This is a genomic window from Streptomyces sp. NPDC088261 (assembly GCF_044740805.1).
In the GTDB taxonomy this organism is placed as follows: Bacteria; Actinomycetota; Actinomycetes; order Streptomycetales; family Streptomycetaceae; genus Streptomyces.
Genome location: NZ_JBIURL010000005.1, coordinates 75656 through 95043, shown reverse-complemented (window position 1 = coordinate 95043; position 19388 = coordinate 75656). Strand labels below are relative to the sequence as shown.

23 protein-coding genes, 1 tRNA gene and 1 riboswitch are annotated in these 19388 nt (G+C 71.5%); of the genes, 7 read left to right on the top strand and 17 right to left on the bottom strand.

All coding sequences use genetic code 11. The features are described 5' to 3' along the window. Window positions 1-98: 98 nt before the first annotated feature. A complete protein-coding gene (locus ACIODU_RS12265; RefSeq protein ID WP_401767342.1) occupies window positions 99-929 on the bottom strand; it encodes an ABC transporter permease in 831 nt (276 codons plus the stop codon). 46 nt (window positions 930-975) lie between these two features. Then, a complete protein-coding gene (locus tag ACIODU_RS12260) occupies window positions 976-1776 on the bottom strand; it encodes an ABC transporter permease (RefSeq protein ID WP_401766918.1) in 801 nt (266 codons plus the stop codon). A gap of 256 nt (window positions 1777-2032) precedes the next feature. Here ACIODU_RS12260 and ACIODU_RS12255 point away from each other — a divergent pair, with 256 nt between their 5' ends. Further along, complete coding sequence (locus ACIODU_RS12255; RefSeq protein ID WP_401766915.1) at window positions 2033-4477, top strand: transglycosylase domain-containing protein; 2445 nt, start codon at window positions 2033-2035, stop codon at window positions 4475-4477. A gap of 96 nt (window positions 4478-4573) precedes the next feature. Here the strand turns inward: ACIODU_RS12255 and ACIODU_RS12250 are convergent, their stop codons facing one another. Together ACIODU_RS12250 and ACIODU_RS12245 are read right to left on the bottom strand one after the other, a co-directional pair. Next, window positions 4574-4876 carry a co-chaperone GroES gene (locus ACIODU_RS12250; protein ID WP_161309485.1) on the bottom strand — a complete coding sequence of 101 codons (303 nt, stop codon included), beginning with the start codon at window positions 4874-4876 and terminating at the stop codon, window positions 4574-4576. A gap of 113 nt (window positions 4877-4989) precedes the next feature. Further along, window positions 4990-5310 carry a DUF3618 domain-containing protein gene (locus ACIODU_RS12245; protein WP_356426023.1) on the bottom strand — a complete coding sequence of 107 codons (321 nt, stop codon included), beginning with the start codon at window positions 5308-5310 and terminating at the stop codon, window positions 4990-4992. A 228-nt stretch (window positions 5311-5538) separates the two neighbouring features. On the opposite strand from ACIODU_RS12245, the gene bcp reads away from it, so the two are divergent. Beyond that, window positions 5539-6006, top strand: a complete 468-nt coding sequence (gene bcp / locus ACIODU_RS12240) for a thioredoxin-dependent thiol peroxidase (RefSeq protein ID WP_356426020.1) — start codon at window positions 5539-5541, stop codon at window positions 6004-6006. Window positions 6007-6100: 94 nt separating this feature from the next. Here bcp and ACIODU_RS12235 read toward each other — a convergent pair whose 3' ends face one another. Beyond that, complete coding sequence (locus ACIODU_RS12235) at window positions 6101-7252, bottom strand: FAD-dependent monooxygenase (protein ID WP_401766910.1); 1152 nt, start codon at window positions 7250-7252, stop codon at window positions 6101-6103. 205 nt (window positions 7253-7457) lie between these two features. Here ACIODU_RS12235 and ACIODU_RS12230 point away from each other — a divergent pair, with 205 nt between their 5' ends. The 4 genes from ACIODU_RS12230 (at window position 7458) to ACIODU_RS12215 (ending at window position 10084) form a co-directional block, all read left to right on the top strand. After that, window positions 7458-8465 carry a GntR family transcriptional regulator gene (locus ACIODU_RS12230; protein ID WP_401766907.1) on the top strand — a complete coding sequence of 336 codons (1008 nt, stop codon included), beginning with the start codon at window positions 7458-7460 and terminating at the stop codon, window positions 8463-8465. Between the two features lie 143 nt (window positions 8466-8608). Next, complete coding sequence (locus ACIODU_RS12225) at window positions 8609-9292, top strand: HNH endonuclease signature motif containing protein (protein ID WP_401766904.1); 684 nt, start codon at window positions 8609-8611, stop codon at window positions 9290-9292. Then, a complete protein-coding gene (locus ACIODU_RS12220) occupies window positions 9292-9960 on the top strand; it encodes an HNH endonuclease signature motif containing protein (protein WP_401766901.1) in 669 nt (222 codons plus the stop codon). The genes ACIODU_RS12225 and ACIODU_RS12220 overlap by 1 nt, the downstream gene beginning before the upstream one ends. A 48-nt stretch (window positions 9961-10008) precedes the next feature. Then, window positions 10009-10084, top strand: a tRNA-Leu gene (locus tag ACIODU_RS12215). A 50-nt stretch (window positions 10085-10134) separates the two neighbouring features. Here ACIODU_RS12215 and rdgB read toward each other — a convergent pair. The 5 genes from rdgB to ACIODU_RS12190 form a co-directional block, all read right to left on the bottom strand. Continuing rightward, a complete protein-coding gene (gene rdgB, locus ACIODU_RS12210) occupies window positions 10135-10737 on the bottom strand; it encodes an RdgB/HAM1 family non-canonical purine NTP pyrophosphatase (protein ID WP_356426005.1) in 603 nt (200 codons plus the stop codon). Window positions 10738-10791: 54 nt separating this feature from the next. Beyond that, window positions 10792-11178: a hypothetical protein gene (locus ACIODU_RS12205; RefSeq protein ID WP_401766898.1), complete on the bottom strand. Its 387-nt coding sequence runs from the start codon at window positions 11176-11178 to the stop codon at window positions 10792-10794. Between the two features lie 322 nt (window positions 11179-11500). After that, on the bottom strand, window positions 11501-12232 hold the full coding sequence (gene rph / locus ACIODU_RS12200) for a ribonuclease PH (RefSeq protein WP_356428664.1): 732 nt from the start codon (window positions 12230-12232) through the stop codon (window positions 11501-11503). A 123-nt stretch (window positions 12233-12355) separates the two neighbouring features. Beyond that, complete coding sequence (locus ACIODU_RS12195; protein WP_356428667.1) at window positions 12356-12589, bottom strand: PTS glucose/sucrose transporter subunit IIB; 234 nt, start codon at window positions 12587-12589, stop codon at window positions 12356-12358. A gap of 171 nt (window positions 12590-12760) precedes the next feature. Further along, window positions 12761-13513, bottom strand: coding sequence for an MBL fold metallo-hydrolase (locus tag ACIODU_RS12190; protein WP_401766894.1), 753 nt, complete (start codon window positions 13511-13513; stop codon window positions 12761-12763). A 177-nt stretch (window positions 13514-13690) separates the two neighbouring features. Here ACIODU_RS12190 and ACIODU_RS12185 point away from each other — a divergent pair, with 177 nt between their 5' ends. Next, on the top strand, window positions 13691-14161 hold the full coding sequence (locus tag ACIODU_RS12185; protein ID WP_401766891.1) for a type II toxin-antitoxin system PemK/MazF family toxin: 471 nt from the start codon (window positions 13691-13693) through the stop codon (window positions 14159-14161). An 88-nt stretch (window positions 14162-14249) separates the two neighbouring features. Here the strand turns inward: ACIODU_RS12185 and ACIODU_RS12180 are convergent, their stop codons facing one another. The 7 genes from ACIODU_RS12180 to ACIODU_RS12150 form a co-directional block, all read right to left on the bottom strand. Beyond that, window positions 14250-15200 (bottom strand): cysteine synthase, encoded by a 951-nt coding sequence (locus ACIODU_RS12180; protein ID WP_356428674.1) that lies wholly within the window; start codon window positions 15198-15200, stop codon window positions 14250-14252. Then, complete coding sequence (locus ACIODU_RS12175; protein WP_356428677.1) at window positions 15200-15502, bottom strand: MoaD/ThiS family protein; 303 nt, start codon at window positions 15500-15502, stop codon at window positions 15200-15202. The genes ACIODU_RS12180 and ACIODU_RS12175 overlap by 1 nt, the downstream gene beginning before the upstream one ends. A gap of 190 nt (window positions 15503-15692) precedes the next feature. Further along, entirely contained in the window at window positions 15693-15818 is a 126-nt protein-coding gene (locus tag ACIODU_RS12170) for a putative leader peptide (RefSeq protein ID WP_356428680.1), read from the bottom strand. A gap of 69 nt (window positions 15819-15887) precedes the next feature. Next, window positions 15888-16664: an ABC transporter ATP-binding protein gene (locus tag ACIODU_RS12165; RefSeq protein ID WP_356428683.1), complete on the bottom strand. Its 777-nt coding sequence runs from the start codon at window positions 16662-16664 to the stop codon at window positions 15888-15890. 22 nt (window positions 16665-16686) lie between these two features. Next, entirely contained in the window at window positions 16687-17730 is a 1044-nt protein-coding gene (locus ACIODU_RS12160; protein ID WP_356428686.1) for an iron ABC transporter permease, read from the bottom strand. Window positions 17731-17736: 6 nt separating this feature from the next. Next, window positions 17737-18744 carry an ABC transporter substrate-binding protein gene (locus ACIODU_RS12155; protein WP_401766886.1) on the bottom strand — a complete coding sequence of 336 codons (1008 nt, stop codon included), beginning with the start codon at window positions 18742-18744 and terminating at the stop codon, window positions 17737-17739. A gap of 60 nt (window positions 18745-18804) precedes the next feature. Further along, a riboswitch (cobalamin riboswitch) is annotated at window positions 18805-18890 on the bottom strand. Window positions 18891-18924: 34 nt separating this feature from the next. After that, window positions 18925-19359: a Mov34/MPN/PAD-1 family protein gene (locus ACIODU_RS12150; protein WP_401766884.1), complete on the bottom strand. Its 435-nt coding sequence runs from the start codon at window positions 19357-19359 to the stop codon at window positions 18925-18927. Window positions 19360-19388 lie beyond the last annotated feature (29 nt).

Here is a 19388-nt window from a genome sequence, read left to right as displayed (position 1 = left end):
CAGCCCCTTCCCTGTCCTTCTCGGTCCTTCTCGGTCCTTCTCGGTCCTTCTCGGCCGCTCTCGATTCCTCTCGGCCGCTCTCGGTCCTTCTCGCTTCGCTAACTGCCCGTACTGCGGTACGACCGCAACCCCGCCCGCCACGCCAGCCCCGCCGCCGCGCAGCACACCCCCGCCACCACCGGAGGCAGGAACACCACCACCTCCGGCAGCCCCAGCGGGACCTCGCGCCCCAGCACGTACAGCGCCGGGAACCAGTTGACGAAGGCCAGCGGCACCACGAAGGTCACCCCGCGCACCAGGTCCTTCGCGAACAGCGACGGCGGGTACTGGAGGAGGGTCGTCCCGCCGTACGTGAACGCGTTCTGCACCTCGGCCGCGTCCTGCGCCCAGAACTGGAACGCGGCCCCCGCCACGAACACCGCCGCGAAGATCGCCGTCCCGCTCACGATCATCACCGGGACCATCAGCACCCGCACGGGCGTCCAGTCCAGGTCCAGCGCGACCAGCGCGTACCCCAGCACCAGCCCGCCCTGGAGGATCCGCCCCAGCCTGCGCAGCGCGAACCGGTCCGCCGCCACCTGCGCGAGGATCGGGACCGGCCGCACCAGCAGGGAGTCGAGCGTCCCGTCGCGCACCCGGCGGCCCAGCCGGTCCATCGAACCGATGAGGAGATCGGCCGTCCCGAAGGCCGTGCTCGACGTGCCGTACAGGAAGGCGACCTCCGTGAGCGCGTACCCGCCCAGGGAATCGACGTGGGAGAACATCAGCAGGATCGCCATGAAGTCCAGGGCGCACGCGGTGAACGACCCGATCGTGGTCATGGCGAAGGACGCGCGGTACGCCATCGTGGACCGTACCCACATCGCCACGATCAGCCCGTACGCCCGCAGCCCGCCGCCCAGCCGGACCTGCCACGACCCCCGCGGAATCCACCGCTCCCCGGAAACCCGCGGCTCGCCGGAAACCCGCAGATCCTCAGCCACCCTGCACCACCACCCTCCGCGTCGCCACGCCCTGGAGCAGCCGCCCCAGCGCCAGCAGCGCCACCGCCCACCCCGCCTGGAACGCGTACGCCTCCACCAGCCCCCACCCCGTGCGCTTGCCGAGCAGGACGTCCACCGGGATCTGGAGCATCGACGACCAGGGCAGCGCCCGCGCCACCGCGCCGAGCGCCCCCGGGAAGAGGGTCAGCGGCAGGAGCTGCCCCGAGAAGAACATCCCGACCAGCATCGCCATCTGCCCCACCCCCGCACCGTCCATCAGCCAGAACGCGCTCAGCGCCACCAGATAGCGGATCGCGAAGCTCACCACGACCGCGAGCAGCACGGCGAGCAGGAAGGCCGCCCAGACCAGCGGATGCGACGGCAGCGCCAGATCGAAGGCCAGGGCGCCGAGCACCATCGGCACGATCCCCCGGCCCAGCAGATGGAAGGCCGCCCGCCCCAGGTCACCCGCCAGCCACCACAGCTGGAGGTCGGCGGGCCGGTAGAGGTCGACGGCGACGTCGCCGGTACGGATCCGTTCGATCAGCTCGTCCTGGAAGCTGCCGCCCAGCATGGCGCAGGTCATCAGGAGCGCCTGGCCGAGCCACACATAGGTGAGCGCCTGCGCCTGGTCGTATCCGCCGAGGCCCGGCCGCTCGTCCCAGAGCGCGAGGTACGTGTACGCGAGAATGAAGCCGAACACGGTGTTGGCGAAGATCCCCGCGAACGTGGCGACCCGGTACGTGGCATAGCGCCGGAACCCGCCCGCGGCCACCACGGCGTAGAGCCGCACGACAGCCTCCCTCTCCAAAACGCCCGACCCTAGCCCCCGGCCCCGGCCCGGCGCGACCGATATTCGGCCCGGCCGCCCGATACCCGTACGGCCGCAGAAGTGGCAATCCACACAAACCGCCCTGATCCGTTTCCCCGCGCGGACGTGTTTCATGGATGAGCGCAGCGTTTCTTGGGGCTCCGCGACGAATGGCCTGATACGACACCGTTATGCCGGACAGTGAACCGCCGGCGCCCGCCGAGGAGTCTTCATCCACATGAGCGACGAGCCACAGCAGCAGAGCTGGGCCCCACGGGACCCCACGGCCACGCCACCGGCCGGGCCGGGGAAGAAGGGCAAGAAGGCCGGGCGTCCCAAGCGCACCGGCTGGCGGCGCCTCTTCCCCACCTGGCGCGTGCTGCTCGGTACGTTCCTCTTCCTCGCGCTGCTCGTCGTCGGCGGCTTCCTCGCGGGCTACCACTACGTCCACATCCCGGCCGCCAACGCCGCCGCGACCGCCCAGTCCAACGTCTACCTGTACGCGGACGGCACCCCGCTCGCCCGGGACGGCGACGTCAACCGCGAGAACGTCCAGCTGGCGCAGGTGCCGAAGACCGTACAGCGGGCCGTGCTCGCCGCCGAGGACCGCGGCTTCTACAACGAGCCCGCCGTCGACCCCCAGGGCATGGTCCGCGCCGCGTGGAACACCGCGACCGGCAAGGGCACCCAGGGCGGCTCCACCATCACCCAGCAGTACGTCAAGAACTACTACCTCGGCCAGGAACAGACCGTCACCCGCAAGGCCAAGGAGTTCTTCATCGCGATCAAGCTCAACCGCGAGGAGAGCAAGGAACAGATCCTCGAGGGCTACCTCAACACCAGCTACTTCGGGCGCAACGCCTACGGCATCCAGGCCGCCGCCCAGGCGTACTACGGCAAGGACATCGAGGACGTCACCACCGCCGAGGGCGCCTACCTGGCGTCACTGCTCAACGCCCCCAGCGAGTTCGACGTCGTCGCCCACCCCGAGAACAAGCCGGCCGCCCTCGCCCGCTGGAACTACGTCCTCGACGGCATGGTCAAGGAGGGGTGGCTGAGCCCCGCCGACCGCGCCGCGACGAAGTTCCGCACGCCCGGGCCGATCAAGAACACCGCCGCCGGCCTCTCGGGGCAGCGCGGCTACATCGTCCAGGCCGTCAAGGACTACCTGATCACGAACCACATCATCGACGAGAAGACCCTCGCCACCGGCGGCTACCGGATCACCACCACCCTCCAGCGCGGCAAGCAGGACGCCTTCACCCAGGCCGTCAAGGACCAGGTCACCTCCAAGCTCGACCCCGGCCGGGCGGCCGACAAGAACGTGCGCGTCGGCGGCGCCTCCGTCGACCCGGCCACCGGCAAGGTCGTCGCGATGTACGGCGGGATCGACTACACCAAGCAGTACGTCAACAACGCGACCCGCCGCGACTACCAGGTCGGCTCCACCTTCAAGCCCTTCGTCTTCGCCTCCGCCGTCCAGAACGGCTCCGAGACCCAGGACGGCGAGACCATCACCCCCAACACCGTCTACGACGGCGACAACAAGCGGATGGTCGAGGGCCCCGACGGACCCACCGGCTACGCCCCCGCCAACGAGGACGACGTCGACTACGGCCCCATCACCGTCAGGACCGCCACCGACAAGTCCGTCAACGCGGTCTACGCGCAGATGGCGCAGGACGTCGGCCCCGCCACGGTCAAGAAGACCGCCGTCTCCCTCGGCCTCCCCGCCACCACCCCCGACCTGACCGCGTCCCCCTCCATCGCGCTCGGCCCGGCCACCGCGAGCGTCCTGGACATGGCGGAGGCGTACGCGACCCTCGCCAACCACGGCCAGCACGGTACGTACACGCTGGTCGACAAGGTCAGCAAGAACGGGGCGGCCGTCCGGCTGCCCGACCGGACCCCGAAGCGCGCGATCAGCCGCGAGGCCGCCGACACCACCACGTCCATGCTGCGCAGCGTCGTCGACAGCGGCACCGGCACCGCCGCCCAGGCCGCGGGCCGCCCCGCCGCGGGCAAGACGGGCACGGCGGAGAACGACAAGGCCGCCTGGTTCGCCGGCTACACCCCGAACCTCGCGACCGTCGTCTCCGTCATGGGCGCGGACCCCGGGACCGCGAAGCAGAAACCGCTGTACGGGGCGCTGGGCCTCGCGCGCGTCAACGGCGGCGGCCCGCCGGCGCAGATCTGGGGCCAGTACACCGCGGCGGCCCTCAAGGGCACCCCCGTCAAGGCCTTCGACCTGCGACTGGAGGACGGCGCGCAGAGCGCGTCACCCGACCCGCGGACCTCGGACGAACCGACCGGCCCGGAGGAGTCGCAGTCCCCCGACACGCAGGGCGGCACGGACGGCCCGTCCCAGGACCAGAGCCCGCCGCCGGGCCAGGACCAGGGCGGGACGACCGGCACGCCCAGCGGCGGCGGCCCCACCACCCAGGGACCGACCGACGGCACGGCGGCCGGCGGCACGGACGGCGGCACCGACACCGGCGGTACGGGAACGGGCGGCGACGGAACCGGGGGCCAGGACTCCGGCGGCGGTACGGGCGACGGAGGAACGGGCGGCGACACCGGCGGCGGCCCGGGGGGCGGCACGAACGGCGGGACGACGGGCGGGGAGGACGGGGGGACCGGCGGAACGGGAGACGTACCACCGCTGCCGGGGGCGGGGCGCTAGCGGGTGTCCTGGGCGCGTCCGCGGGCCGGACGCCACTTCGCGGACACGCCCTGGGCAGCGGCCCCCGCCGCGCGACCGGCCGGGCACGCCTCTCGGCTACAGATACAGCCCGGTCGAGTCCTCGGAACCCTCGAAGCGGTCCGCCGCCACCGCGTGCAGGTCGCGCTCCCGCATCAGGACGTACGCCACCCCGCGCACCTCGACCTCGCCGCGGTCCTCGGGGTCGTACAGCACCCGGTCCCCCGGCTTCACCGTCCGTACGCTCTGCCCCACCGCGACCACCTCGGCCCAGGCCAGCCGCCGGCCGACCGCGGCCGTCGCGGGAATCAGGATGCCGCCGGAGGAGCGCCGCTCGCCCTCCGCGATGTCCGTGCTCACCAGGACCCGGTCGTGGAGCATGCGGATGGGCAGCTTGTCGTCGGTGTTCTCACTCACGCCCCAGAACCTACCCGCCCGCGCGGCCGGCCCCCGCCCCAGGGGCGCGGCGGCCGCCGCGCCCCTCCCGGGTCAGGTCACCCGCGGCGGCGGCGCGCCGACATCGCGTACAGCCCCACGATCCCCACCGCGAGCAGCGCCACCGGCACCACCCGCTCCAGCCGGGGAGCGCCGTCCATGCCGACGAACTGCGCCCGCAGACCCGCGACCGCCCTGTTCACGGCCACGAACGCCCGTCCGGCCGTCTGGTCCACACTGGAGGCCACCTTGGCCTTCGCGTCGCCGACGATCGTCTTCGGGTGCACCCGCACCCCGATCTCGTCGAGCGTCTCGGCGAGCTGCCCGCGCCGGCGGATGATGTCCGCCTCGATCTGCGCCGGGGTCCTGGAATCCGACACCGCGCTGCCTCCGTCGTCGTGTCCGGTAATCCTTCGTCAGTACTTCTGTCCGTACCGCTCGACAGTCTGTCAGTTCAGCGGCCCGCGCACCCGGCGGCACCCCCTATCGGGCCCGGCCGCATTACCCTCGGCAACGTACCTCCGTACGCCTGGGACCTCCGTGCCGCCTGACCGCGTGTACCCCGAGATCCGGCGATACCCCCACCTCCACCGAGGAGAACCAGAACCATGAGTGAGCGACTTCAGCCCGGCGACACCGCCCCCGCCTTCACCCTGCCCGACGCGGACGGCAACGACGTCTCCCTCGGTGACCACAAGGGCCGCAAGGTCATCGTGTACTTCTACCCGGCGGCCATGACCACCGGCTGCACCAAGCAGGCCTGCGACTTCACCGACAATCTCGACCTGCTGGCGGGCGCCGGTTACGACGTCATCGGCGTGTCGCCGGACAAGCCGGAGAAGCTGGCGAAGTTCCGGGAGAAGGAGAACCTGCGGGTCACGCTGGTCGCGGACCCCGAGAAGGACGTTCTGACGGCGTACGGCGCCTACGGCGAGAAGACGACGTACGGCAAGACCGTGACCGGCGTGATCCGGTCGACGATCATCGTGGACGAGGACGGCAAGGTGGAGCAGGCGCTCTACAACGTCCGGGCGACGGGGCATGTGGCCAAGATCATCAAGGATCTGGGCATCTGATCCGCGACTGATCGCCGTCCGGCCCCGCGCCCCTGGACGCGTGCTGTGGCCGGGGTCCCTCCTCCTGAGGTGTCCCGGCCGCTTCGGGTGCGCGCTAGAGCGAGATCGCGTTCTTGGCGCGGGCGACGGACTCCTCGGGGGCGGGGCCGCCGGGGTTCTCCGTGGCCAGGGCCTGGTTGAGCGTGACGAAGGGCCGCATGCGGTCCTCGTACCGGGAGAAGGCGCCCTCGTGGCTGCCGTCGCCTTCGCCCGTCCGGGCCAGCTCCTCGGCGAGCACATGGGCGCCGACCAGGGCCAGGCTGGTGCCCTGGCCGGAGAGCGGCGACGCGCAGTACCCGGCGTCGCCCAGCAGCACGACCCTCCCGCGCGACCAGCGGTCCATCCGGATCTGGGCCATCGCGTCGCAGTAGAAGTCGGGCGCGGTGGCGGCGGCCTTCGCGAGTCTTTCCGCCGCCTCCCAGCGCAGGCCCGCGAGCCGGTCGACGACGATCTTCCGGAAGCGCTCGGGGTCCCGGCGCTCCTGGCCGTCCCGATCGCCGTCCCGCCCGTCCCGGCCGCCGGCGAGGGGCTCCGAGCGGAAGCCGAAGGCGATCCGCAGCTCGGTGTTGTCCCGCACGGGCATGACGCCGAAGCCGTTGTCCCCGTCCTGGAGCCACACCTGCCACTGGTCGAGGCCGAGGAAGTTGTCGGCGCCGAAGACGGAGAGGTACGTGCCCAGGTGGTGCGCGTACCGCTCCTCCGAGCCGAAGACCAGCCGCCGTACCGTCGAATGCAGCCCGTCCGCCCCCACGACCAGGTCGAAGACGCGGGAGGGCGCGTGCGCGAAGTCGGCGCGCACGCCGTCCGGTTGCTCGGTGAGCGCGGTGACGGTGTCGCCGAAGAGGTACGTGACCCCGTCGCGGGTGTGTTCGTGGAGCAGCGACACCAGGTCCTCCAGGAGGAGTTCGAGGTCGTCGCCGTCCAACCGGCCGCTGCTGTGGGCGACTTCGGTGGAGCGGTGGACCTCGTTCCCGTCGGCGTCGAGGACGGACATGCCCCGGATACGGGTACGGAGTCCGCGCGCCCGCTCCAGCAGCCCCATCCGCCGGACGACGTCGAGGGCGACCCCCCGGATGTCGATCGCCTGACCACCGCGCCGGGGCGCGGAGGCGCGCTCGACGACGGTGGGCGCGAAGCCGCGCCGGCGGAGGCGGTGGGCGAGCGCGGAGCCGGCGATGCCGGCGCCGGAGATCAGTACGGTCTTCATGCGGGAGCCCCTTTCGTACGGCGTACGCGTCTGAATGTACGGCGTACGAACAGTGCTGCCAACGGGTAGATTGGCGGTGCTGTACTAGGCCAGGGTCCGGAAACGGCGGCGCGGCGGGACATGGCTCCAGCGGGCGGCTGCCCTAGTACAGGAGCGAAGGCGCGCGAAAAATAATCCGATCCGAGGATCCGAGGAGACGACGTCGATGCCCAGAACCACCCGGTCCGCGCAGTCACCACCACCTCCCCCTCCGTACCTGCGGATCGTGGCGGCCATCCGGCGGCGCGTCGCGGAGGGCGAACTCGCCCCCGGTGACCGGGTGCCGTCGACCCGGCAGATCGCGCGGGAGTGGGGCGTGGCGCCGGCCACCGCGACGAAGGCGCTGGCGAGGCTGGAGAGGGAGGGGCTGGTGGAGCCGCGCCCGCGCGTGGGGACGGTGGTGGCGGGACCGGCGGAGGAGCCGCGCGAGGCACGCCCCCTGAAAACGACGGGCCGCAGCCTCCCCTCGCCCCCCGAACTCCTCACCCGGGAACGGGTCGTCGCGGCGGCCGTGGAGATCGCGGACGCGGAGGGGCTGGCGGCGCTCTCCATGCGCGGGGTCGCGGCGCGGCTGGGGGTGGCCGCGATGTCCCCGTACCGGTACGTCGACAGCAAGGAGGACCTGGTCCTGCTGATGGCGGACGCGGCGTTCGGAGAGGCGGAGTATCCGGACGCGGCCGCGTTCCCGGGCGACTGGCGGGCGCGGGTGGAACTGGGCACGCGCACGCTGTGGCGGCTCTACCGCAAGCATCCGTGGCTGGCCCAACTCCACCCTCTGTCCCGCCCCTTGATGCTGCCGAACCTGATGGTCCACGCCGAGTGGATGCTGGGCGCGCTGGACGGCCACGGCCTGGATCCGGTGACGATGTTCGACCTGCACGTGCTGCTGTACGGCTACGTCCAGGGCCTCGCGGTCAACCTGGAGCGCGAGGCGCAGGCGGCGGCGTCCACGGGCCTGACGGAGGACGAGTGGCTGGACGGCCAGGCGGCGGCGATGACCCGGATCCTCACGTCACCGCGCTTCCCGGTCGTGACCCGCGTCATCACGGGCCTGGGCGACGGCTACGACCTGGACCTGGACGCCGTGCTGGAGTTCGGCCTGCGACCGCTGCTGGACGGAATCGAGGCAATCGTGGAGGCCGCCCAGGGAAGCCCCCGGGGCGCGAACACCTGACCCCGACGCTCCCCCTCCCCTCCCCCTCGCCCTCCCAAAAAAGTGACAACCCCCGCTCCGTTTATCGGACGTAACCATCCGATATCCGGTTCGTTGTCCCGTACGGAGAACGAACACACACCCGGACCGGAGGGACGGAATCCATGCCACCGAGCCCCTACACACGAGAACGCCTCGCGGAGGCGGCGCGCTCATCCCGGACGATGTCGGAAGCGCTGACGAAGCTGGGCGTGGACCAGAAGCCGGCGAAACGGCGGTACATAGCCGAGCGGATGAAAGAACTGGGCATCGAGACCTCGCACTTCGAGCGCGAAGGACTCCGCTGGTCCCGCGCGACACTCGAATCGGCCGTCGCGGCGTCGACCAGCATGTGCGAGGTGCTCCGACGCCTCGGGGTCGAGGTGGTCGGCGGGCAGCACACGCACATCAGCCGCCGGGTGAAATCCCTGGGCATCGACACGTCCCACTTCACGCCGCAGGTGCGCACCGCGCGGATGCGCATGAACCGCAACCGCCGGTCGGCCGAGGAGATCCTGGTCGTCACGGACGAGGCGCACGCCCGCCGCACGCCCAGCTCACTGCTCAAGCGGGCGCTGGTCGACCTGGGGCGGGAGGAGAAGTGCGCGCTCTGCGACTGCGGTTCCACCTGGCGCGGTTGCCCCCTCCCCCTGGAGGTGGACCACATCAACGGCGACTGGCGCGACAACCGCGTCGAGAATCTGCGGATCTTGTGCCCCAACTGCCATTCCTCGACCGATACTTACCGCAGGCCCAGGAGATCCCGCAGCACGCGGAGAGCCGCCGCCAGTTCCGGCGGTGGCAACTGATGGCCGCAGGAACCCGGTACACACGAGAACGGCTGGCCGAGGTGGCGGCGCTCAGCAGCGACATTGATCAAGCGATCTCACTGCTCGGCACCAAACCGTACGCAAACCTGCGTCGGCACCTCTACAAGAGATTCGAGCACTTCGACATCGACGTCTCGCACTTCCCGGGAAAAAGACGAAGGTCTACCGTGGCAGCCCTACCGGAGAAGCCTGTGTTGCAGCAGGCCGTCAGCCGCTCGGTCTCCATCGCTGCCGCGCTACGAGCCTTGGGACGGCCCGACTCCACTCGGCAGCGTCTCCTCTTCCGCGAATCGGTAGCAGCGCACGGGATCGACACATCTCATTTCCTGGGGCAGGCACACCAGCGTGGCAAGCCCGGACCCACTCCGGTGATGTCCGCCGAACACGTCCTCGTGAAGCGAGAGGACGGACGACGCAGCAAAACGAAGATCCTGCGTCGCTGCCTGCGCCAGATCGGGGTCGCCGAGCAGTGCGTGCTGTGCGGAACGGGGCCTGAGTGGTTCGGAAAGCCGATGACATTGGAGGTCGACCACATCAACGGGGACTGGAGCGACAACCGCCGGGACAACCTCCGGCTGCTGTGTCCCAACTGCCATGCCGCCACCGCCACGTGGTGCCGGGGAGGTGCGCGACGCAGGACGCCCTAGAGGGAGGCGGCTAGCGCGATAGGCAGGGCACAGTATGCTGTAGACGATGGGCCCGTGCCCCAGCTGGCTATGAGGGTGCCGGTTTAGGTCCGGTATGTCGTGGGTTCGAGTCCCACCGGGCCCACCTCGCGCGAGGGCGCGGGACCCGACATGGTTCCGCGCCCTCGCCGTACGTCAGGCCAGCAGCTCCCGTACCGCCGGTACCAGCGCGCGGAACGCCTTCCCCCGGTGGCTGATCGCGTTCTTCTCCTGGGGAGACAGCTCCGCGCACGTCCTCGTGTCGCCCTCCGGCTGAAGGATCGGGTCGTAGCCGAAGCCGTTCGTGCCCGAGGGGGTCGTGCGGAGGGTGCCCAGGAGGCGGCCCTCCACCACGCGTTCCGTGCCGTCGGGCAGCGCCAGGGCCGCCGCGCACGCGAAGTGGGCCCCGCGGTGCGGGGGCGCGATGTCGGCGAGCTGGGCCAGGAGCAGCGCCAGGTTCGCGGAGTCGTCGCCGTGGGTGCCCGACCAGCGGGCCGAGAAGATGCCGGGCGCGCCCCCCAGGACGTCCACGCACAGGCCGGAGTCGTCGGCGACCGCCGGGAGGCCGGTGGCGTCGGCCAGGGCGTGGGCCTTGAGCAGGGCGTTCTCGGCGAAGGTGACGCCGGTTTCCTTGACGTCCGGGATGTCGGGGTAGGCGTCCGCGCCGACGAGGTCGTGGGGCAGGCCCGCGTCGGCGAGGATGGCCTTGAGTTCGGTGAGCTTCCCGGCGTTGCGGGTGGCGAGGATGAGGCGCGTCATGTCCTCAGTATCGGTGCAGTGATGAGCACGTCGGCGAGCGCGTCAGCGACCGCTTCACGGCGTGCAGATCTTGCCTATCTCCGTCGCCGCGTCCGTGATCGGCGTGAGGTCGGGGCTGTTGTCGCCGTCCTTGACCGCCGTACGGACGTTGGCCACGCCGTCGGACAGCTGGTCGACCGCCTTGCTCAGGTCGGCGTTGTCCGTCCTGTCGTTGAGGTTGTCGAGTTCGTTGTTGATGCCGCTCAGCGCGTCGTCGATCTTCAGCGGGTCGTCACCCGCGTCGGATATCGCCTGCTGGAGGTTGCCGACGCTGTCGCTGATGGCCTCGGCGGTCTGGACGCAGTCCACCGCCTTGTCGAGTGCGCCGCATCCGGCCACCGCGCTGAGGGTGAGCATCGTGGCTGCTGCGGCGAGTGCGGTACGGCGGTGGCGCGGGCCCATCTCGGATCCCCCCGGGGACAAGTGGTCTGACGCGGACGGGCGTACGGTTCTGCCCGTACCGCACGGGCGTACGGTACGGGCCGTGCCCATGCGCCTGAAGACGCCCGGGGGTGATCCTTGGTTGCGCCTTTACCCGGCGGCGCCCCCTAGGGCGTGTCCGCGAAGTGGGGTCTGGCTCGCGGCGCCTGGCACGCGCGCTCGCGGCGTTGTCGGACCCACCCCGTACATCCAGTACGGGGTGAGTCCTCCGCCTTGCGATCGCACGCACCAGACACCGCGAGCCCCGCCCTCCGGGCGGACGACCCCACTTCGCGGACACGCCCTAGAGCGTTCCCTCCAGCGCCGCCCGCTGGATCGTCGCGAGGTCCGCGCAGCCGGCCGTCGCCAGGTCGAGGAGCGTGTTGAGTTCCTTGCGGTCGAACGGCTCCGCCTCCGCCGTGCCCTGGATCTCGACGAAGCGGCCGTCGCCGGTGCAGACGACGTTCATGTCGGTGTCGGCGCGGACGTCCTCCTCGTACCGGAGGTCGAGCAGCGGCGTGCCGTCCACGATGCCGACGCTGACCGCCGCGACCGTGCCGACGAGCGGCTTGCGTCCCGCCTTGACGATCTTCTTGCCCTGGGCCCACGCGACGGCGTCGGCGAGGGCGACGTACGCGCCGGTGATGGCGGCGGTGCGGGTGCCGCCGTCGGCCTGGAGGACGTCGCAGTCGAGGACGATCGTGTTCTCGCCGAGCGCCTTGTAGTCGATCACGGCGCGCAGCGAGCGGCCGATGAGCCGGCTGATCTCGTGCGTACGGCCGCCGATCTTGCCGCGTACGGATTCGCGGTCGCCGCGGGTGTTGGTGGCGCGGGGCAGCATCGAGTACTCGCCGGTGACCCAGCCTTCCCCGCTGCCCTTGCGCCAGCGGGGGACGCCTTCGGTGAAGGAGGCGGTGCAGAGGACTTTGGTGTCGCCGAAGGAGACGAGGACGGAGCCCTCGGCGTGCTTGCTCCATCCGCGTTCGATGGTGACGGGGCGGAGCTGTTCGGGGGTGCGGCCGTCGATGCGAGACATGGCCATGAGCCTAGCGGGGATGGGTGAGGGGCCCGTTCCGGTGGTGGGCGTAGAGGCCGGTTCCCATGGGTGCGCGTACGGGCGCCGGCGAGCGCTCGGGCCGGCCGCGCGATCAGGCCGCCGTCACATCATGTCTTCGATGTCCGCCGCGACGGGGTCCGCGTCCGTGCCGATGACCACCTGGACCGCCGTGCCCCTCTTGACGACGCCGTGGGCCCCGGCGGCCTTGAGCGCCTTCTCGTCCACGAGGGAGGGGTCCACGACCTCGGTACGGAGGCGGGTGGCGCGGCCCTCGACCTCTTCGATGTTCTCGAGCCCGCCGAGCCCGGCGACGATCTTCTCCGCCTTGGTGGCCATGTCTTCTCCCGCTCTGGAGCGCCGCATCACGGTTCCGTTCTGTCACGGTAACGCACGGTAGCTCCCTCTTCGCGTGCCGACGACCTCACGAAGGCGTGGAGGACCACCGAGTGAAGCCCCCGTCCCTCCTCGGAGGGGCGGGGGCTTCGACGTGTCGTCGGACGGCGGGTGTCAGAGCTCGTACACCGCTCCTGGTACGGCCAGTTCGGCCGGGCCGTCGTACACCGCCCGCGCGTCCGCCAGGTTCCGCTCGGCGTCCGTCCACGGCGGGATGTGGGTGAGCACCAGCCGCCGCGCCCGGGCGCGGGCGGCGTGGGCGCCGGCCTCGCGGCCGTTGAGGTGCAGGCCGGGGATGTCTTCCTTGCCGTACGTGAACGCCGCCTCGCACAGGAACAGGTCCGTGTCCTCGGCCAGCTCGACCAGCGGTTCGCACACGCCGGTGTCTCCCGAGTAGGTGAGCGAGCGGCCGGCGTGCTCGACGCGCACGCCGAAGGTGTCGACGGGGTGCGCGACCTTCTCCGTACGTACCTGGAAGGGGCCGATGTCGAAGGAGCCCGGCTTGAGGGTCTGGAAGTCGAAGACCTCACTCATGGACTTGTCCGTCGGGGTGTCCGCGTACGCCGTGGTGAGTCGCTGTTCGGTGCCTTCGGGGCCGTACACCGGCAGGGCGCCGCAGCGCCCGCCGTCGAAGCGGTAGTAGCGGGCGACGAAGTACCCGCACATGTCTATGCAGTGGTCCGCGTGGAGATGGCTGAGGAAGATGGCGTCGAGGTCGTACAGACCGACATGGCGTTGCAGCTCGCCCAGGGCGCCGTTGCCCATGTCGAGGAGCAACCGGAAGCCGTCGGCCTCTACGAGGTAGCTGGAGCAGGCCGATCCCACCGAGGGAAAGGAGCCCGAGCAGCCGACGACGGTGAGCTTCATGGAGCGTGAACCTCCGTTGCGTGGACGGGGGTCGTTCGGTCTTCGAGCGTAAGGCGCGAAAGGGCCGGTCGCTCCTCCACACCGGTCGTCTGTGGGCGAACTCACCTGCTCTGTCACCGGTTCGGATGGATCGCCGGTTCGGCGCGATCCCTTCGGCGGGGCGATACCTTCGGCGTCATGAATACGACGTGGTGGATCGTTCTGGTCGTCGTGGTGGCGCTCGCGCTGGTCGCCTCGGTGGTGGACGGCTGGGGCCGCAGCCCCCGCCCGGGCGGCAGGAGCGGGCCGGGGGGCAGGACCAGGCCGCCGGGGCGGCCCGGCCGTGCGCCGAAGCGGACGGGGCGGCCGGTCCCGGGGGAGATCTGGTGGGCGAACGTGCCGTTCGAGGACGGCCCCGGGTCGAAGGACCGGCCGTGTCTGGTCCTGTCGGTCCGGGGGAACAGTGCGCGGGTCGTGAAGATCACGACGAAGCAGCACGACGGGCCGGGGGTCATCCTGCTGCCGCCGGACACGGTGGGCGACGCGCAGGGCCGCCGGAGCTACCTGGAGACGGGTGAGCTGAGGAGCGTACGGCTCAAGGACTTCCGGCGGCGCGCGTCGCGGGTGGATCCGGCGCTGTGGGAGCGGGTGCGGGACCTGGCGGGGTGACGGGGGGGGTGTCCTCAAGCGCCGGACGGGCTCGGGGGGTGCCGGGACGGGCTTGACGGGTGCCGGGACGGGCTCGGTTTCCCTCCCGTCACGCCCACAGCTGGCCGTGCAGCGTTTTGATCGCCTCTTCCGTCGTGGCCGCCGTGTACACGCCCGTCGACAGGTACTTCCAGCCGCCGTCCGCCACGACGAACACGATGTCCGCGCTCTCGCCCGCCTTGACCGCCTTCTTGCCGACGCCGATCGCCGCGTGGAGCGCGGCGCCGGTGGAGACGCCGGCGAAGATGCCCTCCTGCTGGAGGAGTTCACGGGTACGGGTCACCGCGTCGGCCGAGCCGACGGAGAAGCGGGTGGTGAGGACGGACGCGTCGTACAGCTCCGGTACGAAGCCCTCGTCCAGGTTCCGCAGCCCGTAGACGACGTCGTCGTAGCGCGGCTCGGCCGCGACGATCTTGACGTCGGGCTTGTGCTCGCGCAGGAACCGGCCGACGCCCATCAGCGTGCCCGTCGTGCCGAGGCCGGCCACGAAGTGGGTGACGGACGGCAGGTCGGCAAGAATCTCGGGACCGGTGGTGGCGTAGTGGGCGCCCGCGTTGTCGGGGTTGCCGTACTGGTAGAGCATCACCCAGTCGGGGTTCTTCTCCGCCAGCTCCTTCGCGACCCTCACGGCCGTGTTGGAGCCGCCCGCCGCCGGGGACGGGATGATCTCCGCGCCCCACATGGCGAGCAGGTCGCGCCGCTCCCGGGAGGTGTTCTCCGGCATGACGCAGACGATGCGGTAGCCCTTGAGCTTGGCCGCCATCGCGAGCGAGATGCCGGTGTTGCCGCTGGTGGGCTCCAGGATCGTGCAGCCCGGGGTGAGCCGGCCGTCCTTTTCGGCCTGCTCGACCATGTGCAGGGCGGGCCGGTCCTTGACCGAGCCGGTCGGGTTGCGGTCCTCCAGCTTGGCCCAGATCCGGACGTCGTCCGAGGGCGACAGCCGGGGAAGCCGTACGAGAGGGGTGTTGCCGACCGCGGCCAGCGGGGATTCGTAGCGCATCAGGCCGTGTGCGTCTCGGGAGCGCCGCCGGCGACCGCGGGGAGGATGGTGACGCTGTCGCCGTCGGAGAGGGCGGTGGAGATGCCGTCCAGGAAGCGGACGTCCTCGTCGTTCAGGTAGACGTTGACGAAGCGGCGCAGCTGGTTGCCGGCGGCCGGGTCGATGAGCCGCTCGCGGATGCCGGCGTGGCGGGTGTCGAGGTCGGCGAACAGGTCCGAGAGCGTGTCGCCGGTGCCCTCGACGGCCTTCGCTCCGTCGGTGTAGGTGCGGAGGATGGTCGGGATGCGGACCTCGATGGCCATGACGTGGGCTCCTTGTCGGTACGGCGGGGCGGGAGGAACGGGCCGGGCGGGCCGGGCGGGGGAAGTACGGGCGCGCGGCGCGCGCCCCCGCGCGGCGGGGGTGGTGCGGGGTGCGGACGCGGACGGTGTACGGGCCTGGCGGAGGCGCTCGTTCCGGCCGGGGCGGCCGGGGCCGCCGGTGCGTCCGGGCTCAGCCGGCCGCGTCGGGGGACGCGCCGGGACAGATGGCGCTCGCGAGGCGGCACAGGTCGACGTGCAGCCGCGCCACGAGCAGCGGGGTGCTCGGCGTCTTGTCGCTCACGTCGGGAAGAACCATGCGGTCATCGTATCGATTCCCGCCGCGCATCCCGATAGGCCGTCTCGTCCGGCGGACGCATGGTGCTCGTCAGGTGGACGGCGGCAGGTAGACCACCAGGGGTCTGCCGGTCACCGGATGCTCGCTGACCTCGGCCTTCACTCCGTAGACGGTGTCGAGGAGTGCGGGGGTGAGGACGTCGTGCGGGGTGCCGGAGGCGACGATCCGGCCCGCCCGGAGGACGTGGATCCGGTCGCAGTAGTGGGCGGCGAGGTTGAGATCGTGCAGGGCGAGGAGGTTGGTGGTGCCCGCCCGTGTGATCAGGGTGAGGATGCCGAGCTGGTAGCCGATGTCGAGGTGGTTGGTGGGCTCGTCCAGGACGAGGAGGGCCGGCCGCTGGACGAGGGCGCGGGCGACGAGGGCGCGCTGGCGTTCGCCGCCGGACAGGGTGGGGAAGGCGCGCGGCGCGAGGTCGGCGATCCCGACGCGGGCGAGGGCTTCGTCGGCGAGGGTGGTGTCGGCGGCGGTGTCGGCCTCCCAGAAGCGTTTGTGGGGGGAACGGCCCAGGGCGACGACCTCCCTGACGGTGAGTTCGAAGTCGGTGCCGCCGTCCTGCGGGACGGTGGCGACGCGGCGGGCCCGTTCCTTGGGGGTCATCGTGTGGAGGTCGCGTCCGTCGAGCAGGGCGCGGCCGGCGCTGGGGCGGAGGGTCCCGTACACGCACCGCAGCAGGGTGGTCTTGCCGCTGCCGTTGGGGCCGACGAGTCCGACGGTCTCGCCGGGCGCCGCGGTGAGGTCGGCGCGGTCGACGAGGAGGCGTCCGCCCGTTTCGTACGACAGTCCTTCGAGGGACAGCGAGGCGGTCATACGGGGGCTCCTTCCGGGCTCGTCATACGGGGGCTCCTTCGGGGCGGCGGCGCATCAGCCAGAGGAAGAACGGGCCGCCGGTGAGCGCGGTGAGGACGCCGACGGGGATGTCCTGCGGGGCGGCGACGGTACGGGCCGCGAGGTCGGCGGCGACGAGGACGACGGCCCCGCCGAGCGCGGCGACGGGCAGCAGGACGCGGTGGGTGGCGCCGACGGCCATGCGGGCGGCGTGCGGGACGAGCAGTCCGACGAAGCCGACGGCGCCGCTGGCGGCGACCATGACGCCGGTGACCAGGGAGGCGAGGACGAAGACGGCGGCGCGGAAGCGGGCGGTGTCCAGGCCGAGGGCGGTGGCGCCCTCCTCGCCGAGGAGGAGCAGGTCGAGGGGGCGGGCGAGCGCCATGAGGACGGCGGTGCCGAGGGTGAGGACGACGCCGGGCAGCAGGAGGGTGGACCAGCGGGCGCTGCCGAGGCCGCCCATCGACCAGTAGAGGGCTTCCTGGAAGTGCTCGGGGCGGGCGGAGAGGACGAGGACGAGGGTGGTGAGGGCGGTGAGGATGTACGAGACGGTGACGCCGGCGAGGACGAGCCGGCCGCCGGTCAGTTCGCCGCCGCGCCGGGCGAGTCCGTAGACGAGGACGAGCGCGACGAGGGAGCCGGCGAAGGCGGCGGCGGGCATGGCGACGGTGGTGGTGACGCCGCCGCCGATGCCGAGGACGAGGACCAGGACGGCGCCGGTGGACGCGCCGGAGGAGATGCCGAGGAGGAAGGGGTCGGCGAGCCGGTTGCGTACGAGTGCCTGGAGGACGGTCCCGACGACGGCGAGTCCGGCGCCGACGACCGCGCCGAGGAGGACGCGCGGGAGCCGTACGTCGAGCACGATCGTACGGAAGGGGCTGGGCTCGGCCCGCCCGGTCAGGGCGGCGACGACCTGGCCGGGCGGGATGCGGACGGAGCCGAGGGCGAGGGCCGCGACGACGGCGGTGGCGAGTGCGGCGGCGAGGCCGGTCAGCACGAGGGTGTGGCGTATCCGCCCGGGGGCGGGCGGGGAGGGGGTGGCGCTCACCGGGTCTTACTTCACGGTCTCGGGGTGGAGTTGCGCGGCGAGTTCCGCGATGGCGCCGGGGGCGCGGACGCCGAGGACGACCTCGGAGAGGGGCATGACGGCGAATCGTTTGTTCTTGATCGCCGGGACGTCCCGGAGGACGGGGTCGTCCAGGAGGCGCTTCTCCTTCTGGGCGACGGTGGTGGAGCCGTAGTCGTAGATGACGACGGTCTGGGGCCTGCGGGCGACGACCTGTTCCCAGGTGGCGTCGCCGAAGGACTTGTCGAGGTCGGCGAAGACGTTGCGGCCTCCGGCGCGGGTGATCAGTTCGTTGCCGATGCCCTTGCCGCCGGCGGTGAAGGCGGTCTTGTCGCCGCTGTCGTAGACGAAGACGGAGAGCGGTTCGACGCCCTTGAGCTTCTTCGCGGTGTCGGCGACGGTGGCGCGCGCGCCGGCGATCCACTTCTCGGCGCGGCCGGGGACGCCGAAGGTGCGGCCGACTTCCCGTACTTCCTGGTAGACGTCGTCCAGGGTGGTCCTGCCCCGGGTGCAGTTCTCCAGGTTGAGCCGGGTGTTGACGCCGGATCCCTTGAGCGCGTCGCGGCTGCGGCCGTCCCCGGCGTCGAAGGCGCTGGAGTAGCCGCCGTACACGAAGTCGGGGTTGGCGGCGAGAAGTTTCTCCTTGGAGGGGTACTCCTTGGCGAGGACCGGGACGTCCGCGTAGGCCTTGGCGTAGGCGGGAAGGATCTTGTCGTCCAGGTAGGCGGTGCCGACCAGGGACTTCTGGAGGCCGAGGGCGAGCATGACCTCGGTGGCGTGCTGGTTCATGGTGACCACCCGCTTCGGCGGGGCCTGATAGGTGGTGGTCACCCCGCAGTTGGTGACGGTGTACGGGAAGCCCTGGCGGGCCTCGGCGGGTTTCGCACGGGCCGCGTCCTTGCCGTCCGTACCGCCTCCGCAGGCGGCGAGCGGGAGGAGCGCGGCGGACAGGGCGACGGCGGTGAGCGCGCGGCGGCGCCGGGGAACGACATGCACGGCTGGGCCTCCTCCAGGGGATTTCCGCGTCCCCTGGTTGGTGGAAGAAGGGCGGCAGGTCAGTTCCTGGCTGCCGGGCCGTCCAGGTCTGTCCTGGGGGCCCGGTCACAGTGGCGGGACCGCGCCGGATTCTCACCGGCTTCCTGGGTTCCTGCCGCCTCGGGTTCGCCGGTCAGTCTCTCAGACGCCCTCGGGGGCTTCCGCGACGACCTCGACGACCTCTTCCGTGACCTGGCCGTCGACGATGCGGTACGAGCGGAACTGGAAGGGGCCGAGGCCGTCGGTGTCGGCGGTGGAGACCAGCACGTAGTGGGCCCCGGGCTCGTTCGCGTACGTGATGTCGGTACGGGACGGGTAGGCCTCGGTCGCCGTGTGGGAGTGGTAGACGATCACCGGCTCCTCGTCGCGGTCGTCCATGTCCCGGTAGAGCTTGAGCAGGTCGGCCGAGTCGAACTCGTAGAACGTGGGCGAGCGCGCCGCGTTGAGCATGGGGATGAAGCGCTCGGGGAGTCCGGTGCCGGCCGGGCCCGCGACCACGCCGCAGGCCTCGTCGGGGTGGTCGCGTCGGGCGTGCGCGACGATCTGGTCGTGCAGGGCCTGGCTGATGGTGAGCATGCTGGAAATATAAACGGACCCGGCCCCGC